Source organism: Diaphorobacter sp. HDW4B (genome assembly GCF_011305535.1).
In the GTDB taxonomy this organism is placed as follows: domain Bacteria; phylum Pseudomonadota; class Gammaproteobacteria; order Burkholderiales; family Burkholderiaceae_C; genus Diaphorobacter_A.
Genome location: NZ_CP049905.1, coordinates 4877459 through 4894990, shown reverse-complemented (window position 1 = coordinate 4894990; position 17532 = coordinate 4877459). Strand labels below are relative to the sequence as shown.

The 17532-nt window shown below is 61.6% G+C and carries 15 protein-coding genes; 8 read left to right on the top strand and 7 right to left on the bottom strand.

Features of this window, described 5'->3' with window-relative positions:
• Positions 1–2: 2 nt before the first annotated feature.
• Positions 3–722 (bottom strand): YebC/PmpR family DNA-binding transcriptional regulator, encoded by a 720-nt coding sequence (locus tag G7048_RS22365; RefSeq protein ID WP_166070249.1) that lies wholly within the window; start codon positions 720–722, stop codon positions 3–5.
• An 83-nt stretch (positions 723–805) separates the two neighbouring features.
• On the opposite strand from G7048_RS22365, the gene G7048_RS22360 reads away from it, so the two are divergent.
• Positions 806–2314 carry a helicase HerA-like C-terminal domain-containing protein gene (locus G7048_RS22360; protein ID WP_166070248.1) on the top strand — a complete coding sequence of 503 codons (1509 nt, stop codon included), beginning with the start codon at positions 806–808 and terminating at the stop codon, positions 2312–2314.
• Between the two features lie 22 nt (positions 2315–2336).
• Here the strand turns inward: G7048_RS22360 and gcvA are convergent, their stop codons facing one another.
• Positions 2337–3236 (bottom strand): transcriptional regulator GcvA, encoded by a 900-nt coding sequence (gene gcvA / locus G7048_RS22355; RefSeq protein WP_166070247.1) that lies wholly within the window; start codon positions 3234–3236, stop codon positions 2337–2339.
• A gap of 136 nt (positions 3237–3372) precedes the next feature.
• Between gcvA and G7048_RS22350 the strand changes: the two genes are divergently transcribed.
• The 5 genes from G7048_RS22350 to G7048_RS22330 all read left to right on the top strand — a co-directional run bounded on the left by G7048_RS22350 (position 3373) and on the right by G7048_RS22330 (position 7935).
• Positions 3373–4668, top strand: coding sequence for an adenylosuccinate synthase (locus G7048_RS22350; protein WP_166070246.1), 1296 nt, complete (start codon positions 3373–3375; stop codon positions 4666–4668).
• 102 nt (positions 4669–4770) lie between these two features.
• Positions 4771–5475 carry a glutathione binding-like protein gene (locus G7048_RS22345; RefSeq protein WP_166071128.1) on the top strand — a complete coding sequence of 235 codons (705 nt, stop codon included), beginning with the start codon at positions 4771–4773 and terminating at the stop codon, positions 5473–5475.
• A gap of 19 nt (positions 5476–5494) precedes the next feature.
• Positions 5495–6463: a threo-3-hydroxy-L-aspartate ammonia-lyase gene (locus tag G7048_RS22340; RefSeq protein ID WP_166070245.1), complete on the top strand. Its 969-nt coding sequence runs from the start codon at positions 5495–5497 to the stop codon at positions 6461–6463.
• Between the two features lie 164 nt (positions 6464–6627).
• The gene (gene upp / locus G7048_RS22335) at positions 6628–7272 is read left to right on the top strand and encodes a uracil phosphoribosyltransferase (protein ID WP_166070244.1); all 645 of its coding nucleotides are present in this window, start codon (positions 6628–6630) and stop codon (positions 7270–7272) included.
• A 57-nt stretch (positions 7273–7329) separates the two neighbouring features.
• Entirely contained in the window at positions 7330–7935 is a 606-nt protein-coding gene (locus G7048_RS22330) for a GNAT family N-acetyltransferase (protein ID WP_371747712.1), read from the top strand.
• Positions 7936–8114: 179 nt separating this feature from the next.
• Here G7048_RS22330 and G7048_RS22325 read toward each other — a convergent pair whose 3' ends face one another.
• The 3 genes from G7048_RS22325 to sbcB form a co-directional block, all read right to left on the bottom strand.
• The gene (locus tag G7048_RS22325; protein WP_166070243.1) at positions 8115–10610 is read right to left on the bottom strand and encodes an AI-2E family transporter; all 2496 of its coding nucleotides are present in this window, start codon (positions 10608–10610) and stop codon (positions 8115–8117) included.
• 98 nt (positions 10611–10708) lie between these two features.
• Complete coding sequence (locus G7048_RS22320) at positions 10709–11569, bottom strand: NAD-dependent protein deacetylase (protein ID WP_166070242.1); 861 nt, start codon at positions 11567–11569, stop codon at positions 10709–10711.
• 24 nt (positions 11570–11593) lie between these two features.
• Complete coding sequence (sbcB, locus tag G7048_RS22315; protein WP_166070241.1) at positions 11594–13036, bottom strand: exodeoxyribonuclease I; 1443 nt, start codon at positions 13034–13036, stop codon at positions 11594–11596.
• Between the two features lie 65 nt (positions 13037–13101).
• Here sbcB and G7048_RS22310 point away from each other — a divergent pair, with 65 nt between their 5' ends.
• Positions 13102–14520: a lytic murein transglycosylase gene (locus tag G7048_RS22310; protein WP_166070240.1), complete on the top strand. Its 1419-nt coding sequence runs from the start codon at positions 13102–13104 to the stop codon at positions 14518–14520.
• Positions 14521–14604: 84 nt separating this feature from the next.
• Here the strand turns inward: G7048_RS22310 and G7048_RS22305 are convergent, their stop codons facing one another.
• Positions 14605–15579 (bottom strand): tripartite tricarboxylate transporter substrate binding protein, encoded by a 975-nt coding sequence (locus G7048_RS22305; RefSeq protein WP_166070239.1) that lies wholly within the window; start codon positions 15577–15579, stop codon positions 14605–14607.
• A gap of 94 nt (positions 15580–15673) precedes the next feature.
• Entirely contained in the window at positions 15674–16108 is a 435-nt protein-coding gene (locus G7048_RS22300) for a type III secretion system chaperone (protein WP_166070238.1), read from the bottom strand.
• Positions 16109–16255: 147 nt separating this feature from the next.
• Between G7048_RS22300 and G7048_RS22295 the strand changes: the two genes are divergently transcribed.
• A complete protein-coding gene (locus G7048_RS22295) occupies positions 16256–17398 on the top strand; it encodes a hypothetical protein (RefSeq protein ID WP_166070237.1) in 1143 nt (380 codons plus the stop codon).
• Positions 17399–17532: the final 134 nt, after the last annotated feature.

The window sequence follows — 17532 nt, the reverse complement described above, 5'->3', positions numbered from 1 at the left end:
CTTCACAACTCGGCGTTGTGATAGACCTCTTGTACGTCGTCCAAATCTTCAAGAACATCCAGCAATTTCTGCATGCGGGCTGCGTCGTCGCCTTCCATGGCGATCGACACGTCGGGGCGCATCGTCACGTCCGCAAGATCGGCCACGAGACCTGCCACCTGCAGCGCGTTCTTCACGGCTTCGAAGTCGCCCGGTGCGGTCAGCACTTCAATGGCGCCTTCCTCATCGGTGATCACGTCTTCGGCTCCGGCCTCGAGCGCCACTTCCATGACCTTGTCCTCGTCCGTTCCCGGCGCGAAGATCAACTGGCCCACATGCTTGAACTGGAACGACACCGAACCATTGGTGCCCATGTTGCCACCGTATTTGCTGAAGGCGTGACGCACTTCGGCGACGGTGCGCACATGATTATCGGTCATTGTGTCAACAATGATTGCCGCCCCCCCGATGCCGTAGCCTTCATAACGGATTTCTTCGTAGGTCACGCCTTCGAGGTTGCCGGTCGCCTTGTCGATGTTACGCTTGATGTTGTCAGCGGGCATATTGGCGGCCTTGGCCTTGTCGATGGCCAGACGCAGGCGCGGGTTGGCATCGGCATCGCCGCCGCCCTGACGGGCCGCCACCATGATTTCACGGATGATGCGAGTCCAGATCTTGCCGCGCTTCTCATCCTGGCGGCCTTTGCGGTGCTGGATGTTGGCCCATTTGCTGTGTCCTGCCACAGGGAGTCCTTCTGATTTAATAATCTATTGCCCGCGATTTTACTTTTGACTTCGAATCCCTACTTTCTCAATCACTCAACGCCATGGCCGAACCACTCCTCATTGCCCAGCACGCTTCCGTCCAATGCCAACTGCTGCCGGGTCTGGCCAATCGCCACGGCCTGATCACCGGCGCAACGGGTACCGGCAAGTCCGTCACCCTGCAAAAGCTCGCGGAAGAATTTTCCAAGATCGGCGTGCCGGTCTTCCTGTCCGACGTGAAGGGGGACCTCACCGGCATCAGCCAGGCAGGCCACATTGGCGACAAGATGGCCGCCACGCTCAAGGAACGCGGCCTGCCCACGCCCGAATCCGCCGCCTGCCCCACCACGCTGTGGGACGTGTTCGGCCAGCAGGGCCACCCCGTGCGCGCCACCATCTCCGACATGGGCCCGCTGCTGCTCGGCCGCATGCTGGACCTCAACGACACGCAGATGGGCGTGCTCAACCTGGTGTTCAAGATCGCCGACGACAACGGCATGCTGCTGCTCGATCTGAAGGATCTGCGCGCCATGTTGACCTACGTTGGCGACAATTCCAAGCAATTCACCACCGAGTACGGCAACGTCAGCTCGGCCAGCATCGGCGCGATCCAGCGCGGTCTGCTGCAGATCGAGCAGCAAGGCGGCGACCAGTTCTTCGGCGAGCCCATGCTCAACATCCAGGACTTCATGCAGACCGTCTCGAGCAAGGGGGTGATCAACATCCTCGCAGCAGACAAGCTGATGAATTCGCCGCGCCTGTACGCCACCTTCCTGCTGTGGATGCTGTCCGAACTGTTCGAGCAGCTGCCCGAAATCGGCGACCCCGACAAGCCCAAGCTTGTGTTCTTCTTCGACGAGGCGCACTTACTGTTCAACGAAGCTCCGAAGGCGCTGCTGGAGCGCATCGAGCTGGTCGTGCGTCTGGTGCGCTCCAAGGGTGTGGGCGTGTATTTCGTCACGCAGAATCCGCTCGACATTCCCGATTCGGTGCTGGCCCAGCTCGGCAACCGCGTGCAGCACGCGCTGCGCGCCTTCACGCCGCGTGATCAAAAGGCCGTCAAGGCCACGGCAACCACCATGCGACCCAACCCCGGCCTCGACATCGAAGCCGCGATCACCGAAGTCGGCGTGGGCGAAGCGCTGATCAGTTTTCTCGACGCCAAGGGCCGCCCCACGCCCACCGAGCGCGTCTATGTGATTCCACCAGGAAGCCAGATCGGCCCGATCACCCCCGAACAGCGCAAGGCGCTGATGGCCAGCTCGCTGGTCGCAGGCATCTACGACACCACCGTGGACCGCGAATCGGCCTTCGAAATGCTGCGTGACCGCGCCGGCACGCAGGCAGGCAACGCCGCCGTGCTCAAGGACAAGGCGGCACAAGGCACGGAAGACGGCGGCATCATGGGCGAGATCAACACGATCCTGTTCGGCAGCACCGGCCCGCGCGGTGGCAAGAAGGACGGCATCGTCCAGACCATGGCGAAATCGACCGCGCGCACCGTCGGCACCAACCTCGGCAAGCAACTGCTGCGCGGCGTGCTGGGCAGCCTGCTGGGTGGTCGCAAGTAATCAGCAGACGCGACTCATCGTTTCAGGCACTGCGTGAAAACTGGCTCGCCAATGTGTGCAGCCAGCTCACAAAGGCCTTGATGATCGGGTCTTCCAGACGCGCATTCGGCACATAGCTCGAATAGCGCCATGCAGGCAAAGCCGGGCCGTCGAATGGAAACACGAGACGGCCCTCTTCGATGTCCAACGCCACCAGCGCGGTCGGCCCCATCGCAATGCCCAAGCCGTCGATGGCGGCCTGCAGCGTCAGATAAAAATGATCGAGCTGCAGCGAGTTGCCCGAAGCCAGTTGCGGGCTCCCGCAAGCCGCCAACCACTCGGCCCAGAGCCCCGGATAGGTGGCGGTGTGCAGCAAGGTGTGGTGCGCCAGATCTTCCACGCTGCGGATCGGATTCGCCTCCAGCACGCGCGGCGAACACACGGGCAGACGCACCTCCGACAGAAACTCGTTGACCACGAATCCCGCAGGCTTTTGCGCATTGCCGCGAATCGCGATGTCGAATTCTTCGCGCAGCTTTTCGATCGGCTCGTCCGACGTGGTGAGCCGCACCTTCACCGCAGGATTGGCCAGTTGAAAACTCGACAACTGCGGCAGCAACCAGCGCAGCGCAAACGTGGTCGGCGCATTCACACGAATGACCTGCTGGCGCGTGAGATTCAACTGCTCGTCGGTCGCCAGCGCAATGCGATCGAGCGCCGCCGCCACTTCCGACTGGTACAGCCGCCCCGCCTCGGTCAGCGCAATCCGCCGCCCCACCCGCTCGAACAGCGCATGGCCCAACCACTCCTCCAACTGCCCGACCTGCCGACTGACCGCGCCATGCGTCACGCACAGCTCATCGGCCGCGCCGGAAATGCTTTCCAGTCGGGCGGCTGCTTCAAAGGCACGCAAGGCGTTCAATGGAGGAAGTCGGCGTGGCATGGATGGTTATGTGAGTTTTTCTGACATGTTCAATGAGTTTAAATCGATTTTCATCAACGGAAAGATTTTCTACATTAACTCCTGAACAGACGGCACATCCTCGATGTGTCATTTTTTTTGACAAAAGGAGTTTGGCATGTCAAGCAATGTGGTGGTCGTGGGCGCGCAATGGGGCGATGAAGGAAAAGGCCGCATCGTCGACTGGCTGGCGGAGAAAGCCGACATCGTCGCCCGCTACAACGGCGGCCACAACGCGGGCCACACTCTGGTGGTGGACGGCAAGACCTACAAGCTCGCGTTGATTCCAAGCGGCGTCGTGCGCGGCAAGCTCGGCGTGATCGGCAACGGCGTGGCCGTCGATCCCGAAGCGCTGCTGGCCGAAATCGGCCGCCTGTCGGATCTGGGCGTCAAGGTCACTCCAGAAGTGCTGCAGATCGCCGAAACCGCCACCCTCGTGCTGCCGATCCACCGCGCCATCGACGCCGCGCAAGAACAACTGCGCACCGGCGCCACCGGCTCGGCCATCGGCACCACGCTGCGCGGCATCGGCCCCGCATACGAAGACAAGATCGGCCGCCGCGGCCTGCGCATCTGCGATCTGGCAGACCCCGAGCGCCTGTCCGCCAAGCTCGACCTGCTGCTCGCGCACCACAACGCATGGTTTCGTGGACTGGGTCTCACGCCATTCGAAAAGGCTCCGATGCTCGAAGGCCTGCTCAAGCTCGCTCCGCAGGTTCTGCCTTTCGTGGGCCGCGTCTGGGAAACCCTCGACAAGGCGCACACCGCTGGCAAGCGCACCGTCTTCGAAGGCTCGCAAGCCGTCATGCTCGACATCGACTGGGGCACCTACCCGTATGTGACCTCGTCCTGCACCATCGCCGCAGGCGCGGCCAGCGGCACCGGCATTGCGCCATCGCTGCTCGGCTCGGTGCTCGGCGTGAGCAAGGTCTACGCCACCCGCGTAGGCGGCGGCCCCTTCGCATCCGAACTGCATGGCGACTTGGGCGAAAAACTGCGCGAACGCGGCGGTGAATACGGCGTCAACACCGGCCGCCCCCGCCGCTGCGGCTGGCTCGACACCGTGCAGCTTCGCCAGAGCGTCAAGGTCGCAGGCATCGACATGCTCGCCCTGACCAAGCTCGACGTGCTCGACGGCTTTGACGAAATCTTCATCTGCACAGGGTATGAACTCGACGGAAAGCAGACCGACTACATCTCCGCGAGCGACGACGAGCAGCAACGCCTCCAACCGGTGCTCAAGCGCTTCGACGCATGGACCGGCTCGACCCGAAGCGTGCGCTCCTGGGACGCCCTGCCAAACGAAGCCAAGGCGCTGATCAACGCGATCCAGACCGAAGTCGGCATCCCCGTCGCGATGATCACCACCGGCCAGGAACGCGACGACGCGATCGTTTTGCGCTCGCCGTTCTGATCGCGACAGCCGCTGCATTGGCGGCGGCTGCAAACCCGGTCCGATGACATGTCTTTTCGCCTGTGCGACAAAGACTCTTCTGCCAATGTCTCGGACCACTCCATGATCGATCTGTACTACTGGACCACCCCCAACGGCCACAAGATCACGCTGTTTCTTGAAGAAGCGGGGCTGCCCTACACCATCCATCCGATCAATATCGGCCGGGGCGAGCAGTTCGCGCCGGAGTTCCTGAAGATTGCGCCCAACAACCGCATTCCCGCCATCGTCGATCAGGCACCTGCGGATGGTGGCGCGCCGGTTCCGCTGTTTGAATCCGGGGCCATCCTGCTGTATCTCGCGGACAAGACCAAGCGCTTCATTCCGCAGGACCTGCGCGGGCGCAACGAGGCGGTTCAGTGGCTGTTCTGGCAGATGGGCGGGCTGGGACCGATGGCAGGGCAGAACCATCATTTCGTGCAGTACGCGCCCGAGAAAATTCCTTACGCGATGGAGCGCTACGTGAAGGAAACCAGTCGCCTGTATGGCGTGCTCGACAAGCATCTGAGCGACGGGCGCGACTTCATTGCGGGCAAGGACTACTCGATTGCCGACATGGCAAGCTATCCGTGGATCGTGCCCTACGAGCGCCAGCAGCAGGATCTGGCGAAGTTTCCGCATCTGAAGGACTGGTTCGAGCGCATTGCCGCACGACCTGCCACACAACGCGCGTACGATCTGGCACAGACCATCAACGTCGCGCCCACCGTGGACGAAGCCTCAAAAAAAGTGCTTTTCGGGCAGGACGCCACCACCATCAAGCGCTGACGAAAAAGGAATCCAAAGCATGACGACTGCACTCCCCACCTTTGCCGATGTGCTTGCCGCATCCGAGCGCCTGCAGGGCGTGGCGCATCGCACGCCTGTGTTGCGCTCCACCACGGCCAACGCGCTGCTTGGCGCCGAGCTGTTCTTCAAATGCGAAAACCTGCAGCGCATGGGCGCATTCAAGTTTCGCGGTGGCTACAACACACTCGCGCAGTTCTCGCCCGAGCAGAAAAAGCGCGGCGTGCTGGCGTTTTCGTCTGGCAACCATGCACAGGCGATTGCGTTGTCGGCCCGCATTCTGGGCATGCCGGCGGCCATCGTCATGCCCGAAGACGCGCCCGCCGCCAAGCTCGCCGCCACGCGCGGCTACGGCGCGGAAGTCATCACCTACGACCGCTTCACCGAAGACCGCGAAGCCATCAGCCAGCGCATCGCGAGTGAACGCGGCATGACGCTGGTGCCGCCCTACAACCATCCGCATGTGATCGCGGGCCAGGGCACAGCGGCCATGGAACTGCTGCAGGAAGTGCCCGATCTGGACTACCTGTTCGCACCGCTCGGCGGTGGGGGTCTGCTCTCGGGCACGCTGCTGTCGGCCAAGGCGCTTGCGCCGAACTGCAAGGTCTACGGCGTCGAGCCCGAAGCCGGCAACGACGCGCAGCAATCGCTTCGCAAGGGCGCGATCGTGAAGATCGACACACCCAAGACCATCGCCGACGGCGCGCAGACACAGGCGCTTGGCGACATCACCTTCGCCATCATCCGCCGCGATGTCACCGACATCATCACCGCGAATGACGCACAGCTCGTCGAGAGCATGCGCTTCTACGCCGAGCGCATGAAGATCGTGGTCGAACCGACCGGCGCGCTCTCGCTGGCCGGTGCACGCCACGGCGGCATCGATCTCAAGGGCAAGCGCGTGGGCTTCATCATCAGCGGTGGGAATGTGGATCTGGCGAACTATGGCGCGCTGCTGCAAGCCTCGTGATGAAGCCCTGAACCAGCGTTTGAGTCAAGCTCTGGCCCAGCGGCGATAATTTCGACTGCAATCTGCCGAAAGCACCCGGTGAATTCCACCCCTTGGGCCATAGCAGGCTTCGCTTTCTGGCAGACTTCGTCCCGGAATTTCACTACGCAAAAAGAAAAACAGCCATGAGCACCAACAACACCGCCAAAGTCACCGTCATCACCCACCCCCTCGTCCAGCACAAGCTCACGCTGATGCGCAAGAAGGACGCCAGCACCAACAGCTTCCGCCGTCTGCTCGGCGAGCTGAGCACGCTGATGGCCTACGAAATCACGCGCGACATGCCGCTGCAGGATCTCGAAATCGAGACCCCGATGGAGAAGATGACCGGCAAGGTGATCGACGGCAAGAAGCAAGTGCTTGTGTCCATCCTGCGCGCCGGCAACGGTTTTCTCGACGGCATGCTCAACGTGATTCCCGGAGCGCGCATCGGCCACATCGGCCTGTACCGCGACCCTGAAACGCTGCAGCCGGTCGAGTACTACTTCAAGATGCCTTCCGAAATGGAAGAGCGCGACATCATCGTCGTCGACCCGATGCTGGCCACCGGCAACTCCGCCGCTGCCGCCGTGGATCGCCTCAAGAAACTGAACCCACGCTCGATCAAGTTCGTGTGCCTGCTGGCCGCGCCCGAAGGCGTGGAAACCATGCAGAAGCACCACCCCGACGTGCCGATCTTCACCGCCGCCATCGACCGCGAACTCAACGACCACGGCTACATCCTGCCGGGTCTGGGCGACGCTGGCGACCGCATCTTCGGCACCAAGTAATCTCTTTTTTCAACGTCATCCGTAGTGATCCAGCCCAAGCCTGCACTCCCGTTCAATCTGCCTGCGTACACCCATATCCCCGACGATGGTTTGCGCACGGAACGGGTGCGGCTCAGGCAATGGACCAAGGCGGATTTCGAGCCTTTTGCGGCCATGAACTGCGACCCGCAGGTCATGCGCCACTTCCCCGCCCTGCTCTCGCGCGAACAAAGCGATGCGCACGCCGCGCGCATTCGTGCACTGATCGAAGAGCGCGGCTGGGGCTTCTGGGCAGCCGATTCGCTGCTCGACCGCCAAGCGCCCCAATTCATCGGCTTTGTCGGCCTGCATGTGCCGATTGCCGAACTGCCTTTCTCGCCCTGCGTTGAAATTGGCTGGCGACTGGCACGCCCTTTCTGGGGCAAGGGCTTGGCAACCGAAGCCGCTCAACTGGCCATGCGCGCAGGTTTCGAGGTGCTGCAACTCCCCGAAATTGTCTCGTTCACCTCACGCGAAAATCTGCGCTCACGTGGCGTGATGCAGCGGCTTGGAATGCACACCCGTGCCGAAGACAATTTCGATCATCCGGCTGTGCCGGAAGACCATCCCGTGCGTCCGCATTGCCTTTTTCGCATCACGCGCGATGAGTGGCTTGCCAAGAGGAATACGCCGACTCTCGCTTGAGTCAGCCCTCGGCCCTGCTTCGGTTTCACTCTTTGACGCTGTTGAACCGAAAACCTCTACCTGCTTGCCCCATTCTTTGCCGACACGAGTTTGGGTAAAGTCCATCAACCCCATGTAATCCGAATTATCAAGAAAAATTCTGCTGGCAGCGTACAGGGCGCGAGATGGCAAACGAACCGTCAGTTCGGCACAGCCTGCCCCACCGTTGCGGAGTTGGGTGGTCGCTCCACTTCGGGCTCGGGCAGATCGATGCCTTTCCACTCTTCCATCACATCGTTGGCCATGGCTTGCAGCAAGCGCATTTCACGGCTGTCGAGTTCTCGCGGGTTGGTGTCTGCCAAACAGAGCACGCCCAGCACCTGGCCCGCCTTGTCGCGGATCGGCGCAGCAGCGTAGAAGCGCACACCGACGCTGTTGAACGCGGCGTTGCCTGCAAAACGGCGATCGTGTTTCAGGTCTTCGACCTGCAGCATGTCATCGTCTGCCACCACGAACGATGCCAGCGCCTCATCGCGGCTGTGGGCGTGCTGAAAACGGCGCGGCACCTCGTCCGGCAGCGCATCGTCGTCGGTCAGACCGCCGTGCATGGCGATGACGTGTTCCTGCGTTCGATCGATCAATCCGACGGCAGCCAGCGGAATGTCGAAGATGTCCGCCGCGCGCTTGGCGACTTGCTGGCTGACCTGCTTGAAATGTTCGCTTTGCAGCGCGCCGCTGACCTCAAGCGCCTTGATGCGCTTTTCCTCGTTCTTCGGCATGGGCGCGGGCTCGAACGCCTGCGCGCTCGAATCGCCGAGCAGCGAACGCACTTGGGCCACCGCCGCATCCAGCGTGGTCGTGATTTCATCCGCGCCCAGCTTGGCACCTTGGTCGCGGAGCTGGTCTCTGGACTGCTCCTTTGACATGTCCTGCGGCAGATTCCACAGCAGCAAAACGATGCGCGCATGCGGCCATGCACGACGAATGCGGCGACACAGATTGCGCGCGGCAGCATAGGGCTCGGTGGACATCCAGCTCACGCAGACCACATCGCCACGCAGCATCTGCGGGCGCTCCACGGCGGAGTGATTGGAGAGCACATCGCTGCCCACACAGCGCACGGCATGTCCGTCGAGTTCCAGGCAATGCGCGACCATGCGCGCCGCGAGCTGGTCGATCTCCCACTTGCCGCCCATGCTCAGCACGCGCGGCGCGCCGGGTTGGCGCGTGGAGGGATACTGCTCTTCCAGTTCGTCGAGCACCTCGTCCATGCCATCGACCACGCGCAAGCGGTGCTCCGCCGTCGCCGCCTGCGAATGATCGCCCACGGCCATGCGCAGCACCGAAGCACCCACATTGCTGTAGAAAGCCTGAACGGAATCGTCGTTCTCCTGCACGATTTGCATCGCGATCTCGCTGGCCTCGTCGGGATCGTCCGCCAGCAGGCGCTGGTAGATGCGCGTGGGCTCGTCGAGCACCGGTTGGCTGCCCAGCAGAATGTCGAGAAACGCGAGTTGCGGCAGGTACTTGCCGATCACCAGCAAACACACGGTGAGTGGCGTGGACATGATCAGCCCGATGGGGCCCCACATCGCCGTCCAGAACGTCGCGGCGACGATCAGCGACATGGCGGATAGCCCTGTGCTGGAGCCATAGAGCCAAGGCTCGATGATGTTGTTGCTGATGAGCTCCAGCACCACGATCAGCGCAGCAGTCCACAGCACCAGCTCCCAACCCGGATCGACAGCAAACGCCAGTGCGAGCGGAAACACCGCGGAAATCATCGGCCCCACATACGGCACAAAGCGCATCACCGATGCCAGCGCGCCCCACAGCAGCGCACCCGGCACGCCGATCAGCCACAGCCCCGCCGCCATCGGAATGCCGTAGCTCACGTTCACCAGCAACTGCATGCTCAGGTACTTGGAGATGCGCTCGCCCGCCTCATCCATCGCATCGGTGGCGCGGTGCAGATTCTGGCCCCACAGGCGCAGCATGCGGTCGCGCAGATCTTCGCGGTCGAGCAGGATGAAGATCACGAACACCAGCACCAAAGCGGCGTCGGACAGCGGCCCCATCGCACCCTCGAGCGCCAGCTTGGCCTGATCGATGGAAGACTTCTCGGTGGGTACGACCTGCACCCGCTGCACGCGCTTGGCAGGTGCAGATTCGGCACTCGCGGCCTCGACTTCCCGCTGCACCACATCGAAGGTTTTCTTCGCACCTTCGAACATGCCGGGCGCACGAATCTGCGTGCGAAGATCACGCAGCTTGGCACGGATGTTCGATTGGTAGGACGGCAGTTGCTCGCTCAATCCGCGCACTTCGTTGCCGACAAAAAGCCCCGCCACACCCAGCACCATCAAAGCAGCAAACACCACGCTGACGACCGCAAGAATCTTGGGCACCCCCCAGCGCTTGAGCACCACCACCAGCGGATTCAGCACAAAACTGAGCAGCACCGCCAGCGCCAGCGGCACCAGCACGGAGCGACCAAAGAACAGCGCCGCAATCACCAGCGCAGCAATGCCCAGACTCAGAAAAACGCGGATGCCTGCCAGCGGCAACTCCATCGCAGAAGCGCGCTTGGGTGCCCGGTGGCTGGTGTTGGCACTGGTGTTGGATTCGGCTTCGCGACGTGCTCGCGCTGAGGCTTTGGCCGAAGCATCCGCCGGATTGTTCTGGTCACCACGCATGGTCGGATTGGTTCTTGGTGTTGTGTTCGAAAACGGAAGCCGCGCTGGCACACATGGGCGTTTTCAGCGCAAAGAGAAACGCTACCAAGGTTTGGCGCTCAGCCTTGTAGGATGGAGGCGGCAGCTTGCAGTGTTTCGCCCACATCCGCATCCAATTTCAAGGCAAACACCGCGTCGCCGCGTGTTGTGCCGCGATTGACCGCAGCCACGGGAATGCCAGCCTCCTGCGCGGCGAGCACGAATCGGTAGCCGGAATACACCATCAGCGAAGAGCCCAGCACCAGCACGCCGCGCGCATTCTGCACCGCCTGCATGCTGCGCTCCACGCGCTCACGCGGCACGGATTCACCGTAGAACACGACATCGGGCTTGAGCATGTGCTTGCCGCAATGCGGGCAAGGCGGAATCACGAAGCTGGAGAAATCGACTGCTTCCAGATCAGCATCGCCATCGGGTGCGGACAACGCGGTGCGCTGCGCCCAGCCGGGATTGTTGTCCACCAGCGCGTCCTGCCACAGCGCGCGCGAAAAGCGAATTTCGCAATCCATGCAGCGCACGGTGTCGAGCCGCCCATGCAGATCGACCACCGCCCTGCTGCCCGCCGCTTCATGCAAGCCGTCGACATTCTGGGTGACGAGCAGATCGATCCAGCCCGTGTGCTCCAGATCGGCCAAGGCGCGATGCGCCGCGCCCGGCCTGGCTTGCCCGAACGTGCGCCAGCCTACCAGACTGCGCGCCCAGTAACGCTGGCGCGTGTGTTCGCTGCCCATGAAGGCTTGAAACGTGACCGGCTGCGGGCGCTTCCACTGCCCCTTCAGATCGCGGTAATCGGGAATGCCGCTGGCCGTGCTCACGCCCGCGCCGGTCAGCACGACGAGGCCCGGATGCTGATCCATGAAAGCGGCCAGCAGCGCACCTGCTTCAGGCGCATTCAACGCAATCGATTCGGGCTGGCTCATGCTGAAAAAACCCAAAGTGGGAGATCAACCCAGATCGGGCGAGATCGATTCGGCGTAGTCATACACAGCTTCGAGCAGCCCCGCATCGCGCTCGCTTTCCGTGTTCGCACCCAACTCGTCGAGCTGCGCAAACAGCGCATCGAACGTGCGCGTGCCGCTCACGCCTTCGACCAACATGTCGTGGCGCAAAGACTCCCAGCGCTCCAGGTCTTCGGGCGACAAAGTCTGCGGGAAATTGCGCGCGCGGTAACGCCAGAAAATCTCGCCCAAGCGCGGATCGTCAAAGCCCGTGCGGGTCGTGGCCAGCTCTTCGGGCGACAAGGTGCGCAGATGGTTCAGACGGCGTCGATCCTCATTGCCGACGAAGCCGCCGTAGAGGTCCTGATCCACGTCCACCGCTTCCTGCGCAGGACGCTTGAAGACGTCCTTCCAGATCGCGCTCATGTCGGGCAACTCGCGCGCAAACAACGCGTTCTGCGCAGCGGTCTGAAGATCGATGCCCCAACGCTCGGCCATCTGGGCACTCAGCGTGTTCACATTGCCCACCACCATGGGCGACTTGTTCAGATGAATCGTCTTGATCGGCAGACGCGTCACGCCCTCCGGCAGATCGGCCGTGCGGCTGAACATGCGCAGGCGAATCGTCTCCACATCCAGATCGGCCAGTTCACGCGGGTCCTGCGACAAGTCCCAGGCCAGCACCTCGTTCTTGTTGGTCGGGTGCTGGGCAATCGGAAACATCACCGCGATGCAGCCGCGATCCGCCGGGAACATGCCCGAGACATGCAGAAACGGCCTTGCCTGATCGATGGACGCAGGCAGGCGCAACTCGGTGATCACCTTGTCCTTCTTGTGCAGACTCAGCGCGTATTCGAACAGCTTGGGCTGATGCGTGCGAATCAGCCGCGCCAGCGCAATCGTCGCGCGCACGTCGGACAGCGCATCGTGCGCCGCCTCGTGCACCAGACCGTTGGCCTTGGTGAGCAGTTCCAGCTTGAAGCTCACCTGCCCTTCTTCATTCGTCGGCCAATGGATGCCGTCGGGACGCAGCGCGCGCGTCATGCGCACCACGTCGAGCAGATCCCAACGCCCGCACTGGTTCTGCCACTCGCGTGCATACGGGTCGATCAGATTGCGCCAGAACATGAAGCGCGTGATCTCGTCGTCAAAACGGATCGTGTTGTAGCCCACGCCGATGGTGCCAGGCAGCGCCATCTCGGTCTCGATGCGCGCGGCAAACGCGGCCTCGGGCAAGCCCTTTTCCAGACAAAGCTGCGGCGTGATGCCAGTGATCAGACACGACACCGGATCGGGCAGATAGTCCGGCGACAGCCTGCAGTAGATCATCAGCGGCTCGCCGATTTCGTTCAAATCCGCATCAGTGCGAATGGCCGCAAACTGCGCCGGACGGTCGCGGCGCGTGTCGGCACCGAAGGTTTCGTAGTCGTGCCAGAGGAAAGTGTGCATGTAAAAAATTGCAGTCAGAGGCTAGCAGGCGTCAAGTATGCCTGCACAGCTTGCACAATAGACGGATGCACGTCATTTACCCAGAATCCCGTCCGCTGTCAGCCAAACGTCTCCAACAACTGGCCAAGCCCTCCGCTGGAGCCATCGCGCTGACCATTCTGCTGAGTGCCTGCAGTTCGACTCCCAAGAGCGCCCCCAAGCCTCCTGTCGCCGTCACAGCGCCAGCTCCCGTTCCGGCACCCGCTCCTGCGCCCATCGCCCCATCCGCACAAACTCCCGTCCCTGCGCCCGCTCCGGTGCCGATCGCCGCACCAGCCCCAGCGCCCGAATTGCCAGCGCCCACAGGCCCCGCCAAAAATCAGAGCTTTGCCCAATGGCTCAAGAGCTTCGAGCAACGCGCGAGTGACGCGGGTCTCAGCGACAAGACCATCCGGGGCAGTCTGAGCAACGCCCAGTTCATTCCGCGCATCGTCGAGCTTGACCGCGCCCAGCCCGAGTTCACCCGTCCACCATGGGCCTATCTGGACGGCGCGGTCTCGCAAGTGCGCATCGATCAAGGCAAGGCGCTGATTCGCAAATACCAACGCACGTTCAATGCCGCCGAGCAGCGCTATGGCGTTCCGGCGTCCGTCATCACAGCCATCTGGGGCATGGAGAGCAATTTCGGCAAGAACTTCGGCAGCTTCCGCGCCGTGGATGCTTTGGCGACGCTGGCCTACGACGGCCGCCGCTACGAATGGGCGAGCCGGGAGTTGCTGATTGCACTCAAGATCATTGATCGCGGCGACATTCCCGCGTCCCAGATGCTGGGCTCCTGGGCCGGCGCCATGGGCCACACACAGTTTCTGCCCTCCGCCTATCAGCGCTTTGCCGTCGACGCCGATGGCGACGGCAAGCGCGACATCTGGGGCAGCATTCCTGATGTGATCAACTCCACCGCCAACTTCCTCGCGCAATCCGGCTGGAAGACCGGAGAGGTCTGGGGCGCCGAAGTGCGCTTGCCCAGCCGTTTCGACTACGCCCGCGCAGAGATCAAAGTGGTTCAGCCCGCATCCACCTGGGCCGCCGAAGGCGTGCGCAGTCTCGATGGCAGCCCGCTACCGAATCTTGACGATGCATCCATCATCACGCCAGCTGGTGCACGGGGCCCAGCCATCTTGGTGGGCAACAACTTTCGCACGCTGCTGAAGTACAACAACTCCAACAACTACGCGCTCGCAGTCGCCCTGATCGCCCAGCAGATCGACGGAGGACCGGGTCTTGCGTCCACCTGGCCGCGTGATCTGGAGCCGCTGTCGCGCGCCGAAGTGAAGGCGCTGCAGGAGGCGCTCAATGCGAAGGGGTTTATCACTGGTACGCCCGATGGTGTGGCCGGTCCGGCAACCCGCGTAGGTCTGCGTGAGTATCAGAAAAGCGTGGGCTTGCCCGCCGATGGTTATCCCACCAAGGACATGCTGGCCAAGTTGCTGGAGCCAGCGCGATAAATCCACGCCCGGAGACGCGGCGTATTTGCCCTCTCCAAACAGCAGTCACCCGGAGCAAAAAGCGCCTGCTCCGGGCCCCCAACATCAATCCGCCGAAGCCCCCGACTGCTTCACCGCCTTGCCCCATTCCACGATCTCGCTGGCGACGAACTTGTCCATGTCCTGCGGTGTGCTTGGATCGGGTTCGGAGCCCCGGTCGCGGATGAATTTCTGCATCTCGTCGCTCTTGAGAATTTCCACGGCCTCGTGGTTGAGCTTCTCGATGATCGCCTTGGGCGTGCCCTTGGGAGCCATCAAACCCAGCCAACCCACGGCCTCGAAGCCCTTGAACTCGGGCAGACCGGATTCGGCAATCGTCGGCACATTGGGCAACTGGCTGGAACGCTTGGACGACGTCACGCCCAAGGGAATCGCCTTGCCCGCCTGGATGTTGGCGAGCGCCGCCGTCACCGAGTCGACCATCAGCGGCACCTGAGCGCCCAGAAAATCCGCCTGCGCCGGACCGCTTCCCTTGTAGGGCACATGCATCAGATCGAGCTTGGCGCGGGCCTTGACCATCTCGCCGCTCAAATGCTGCGTGCCACCCACGCCCGCGCTGGCATAGCTCCACTTGCCGGGCTCGGCGCGCACCTTCCCGACGAGATCCTTCATATCCTTCAGACCGGTTTGCGGATTGGCCAGAAACACCAGCGGCACCTTGGCGATCATGCTGATGCCCTGCAAGTCCTTGCGCGGATCGAAATTGACCTTCTTGTAAAGCGTCTGATTCACCGCCATCGCACTGCCGGCCACCAGCAAGGTGTAGCCATCCGGCTCGGCGCGCACGACGAATTCCGTACCGATGTTGCTGCCCGCCCCCGCCTTGTTCTCCACGACCAACGGCTGACCGAGCTTTTGCCCCAACCGATCCGCCAGCGCCCGCGCAAAGATGTCGGTCGCCTGACCGGGTGGAAACGGCACGATCAGCTTGATCGGCTTGTCAGGGTAAGCCGCCAAGGCCGCGTTGCTCACAGCCAGCAGCGCTGCGGCTGCCAGCAGGTTTTTTGTCGTCCTGAACATCGTCATCATCATCTTCACCATCCAAAGAATTGGGGAAGATGATAGTGCCCGCTTCGCCCGTCAAGCCTTTCGGTGAACGCCCAAGCTTCAGGGCTTACCCGCGGATCATGGTGTGCATGGGCATCTGGAATGTGGATTCAGGCGCTGCTTCAGTCTCCGCCGCCGAAGCCAGAAACGCCTGTGTCTCGTCCGCCGTTTCCAGAAAGCCTTGCAAAAGCGCCTCGAAATCGAGCACTTCCAAGCCATTGCTGCTGAATCGACGCGCCAGCAGCACCTCTCCAGTTTCGGGATGAATGCCGACCGTGCAGCCCTTCGTCCCCAACATACCGTAGTTGGCCGCCAGCAAACGACGCATCACGGCGGGCGTTGGCTCGGATGTCTTGAGCAATGTGCTGGAGAGCATCACCTGCGAATTCTCCTTCGTCGCCTGAATGTGCACCTCCAGGTCGTCGAATTTGAGGCAGCAATGATCGTCGTCATCGAGCTTCAATCCGTCCAATCCTAGAGCCCTGCCGAAATCGAGCAACACGTGGCTGATGAGTGTTTCCATAGCGATGTCTTTCAGTTCTTGTCAAAGGTGAGGCAATGCACCAAGCAAAGCGCCTGAGCGGCCCGACAAGCAAGGCGCGGCTTGGTCAATCCGAAACCTGAGTAACCGACCAGGCGGATTCGTTCCATGGAACTTTGGTTTGGTGCTGGTTACTCATCCGTCACACTCAACTCGGGAGCAATTCACATGGTTGGAATTCAGAACACTGGCGGCGGCGTGAACCTCAACGCTTTCTTGAACAAGGCCAATGCCAATCCCGATGGCAATGTCCGTATGAACTCGGCAGGCACCGAGATCAAGGCCGAGAGTTTCTTCAAGAAAGCGGTCAGTTGGATGACCAATACCCATCCGGCAACACGGCAGGCGTTCAGCGACGCGCTGAGTGAGCGTTACGGGCAAGAGGTTGCCACTTACGCCTTGAACGCAATGAGAGAGCTTCGCCCCGATATCGGCAGTGACCAGCCGCTGAGCGCGTTGGAGATCAAGGTGGTGAATTCGCTTGCTGCAGAGCAAGTGACGGGCAACATGCGTACTGCAGAGCCATCCATTGCTCGCTTTTCACCGCCACGAGGACGTGTGGAGTCGCCTCAACCTACTGAGATATCACCCGCTGCCAAAGAGCTCGCAAGAAAAAACGCCACCGACATGCTCGAAAAAATCCATGCCAGCAACAGCTTCTCGGCATTCGTCGATCATAAAGCTGAGTTGCTCAAACACTTGGAAGCAGCTCTCGGGAAATTGGGCGGCAATGACATCATGAGAAACTTGGAGCAAGCGACTAAATTAGATTTCGATAAATACAAAACAGTCGTCAATGATCAATTGCGCATCTTGGACTCTGCCGCAGAGAACTTCGCTATGACCTCAGCCATGCTGACGAACAGCGCTGCCTCGAAAGACGCTACCGAACTGACGAAAGCAGCCGACGATGCAGCGAAAACCGCCATCGAGGCAAGAAAATCTGCCGCCAACAAGATAAAAGATGCCGCCTTCGCGACGAGAGCGGCCGCCCATGCAGCGAGTGGCAACGACGTGGAGAATGCGACCAAGATGAAGGAGAAAGCCGACGCTGCAAACAACGCCGCCGATGACGCAAAAAAGATCTCCGCCGAAGCAGCCAAGTCCGCCACTGTCGCAGCGGCAAAAGCAGAAGACGCTAAAAAAGTTGCCGCCAACGCAAAGAACGCACTCACCGATGCGGAAGCCCGAAATCCCATCAGGCCCAGCGATCCAAAGTCCAAGGAAGGTGACAACGAAAACGGTTGGTGAACCATGCGTGACTCGAAAGGTGCCCTCTGTCAAATCGTCCCGCGACAGATGATTCCGAGCGGCCTGCGTGCAGCGGCTCACCAATATCTCCAAACAAAAAAAGCGGCCTAAGCCGCTTTTTTTTTGATGCCAGA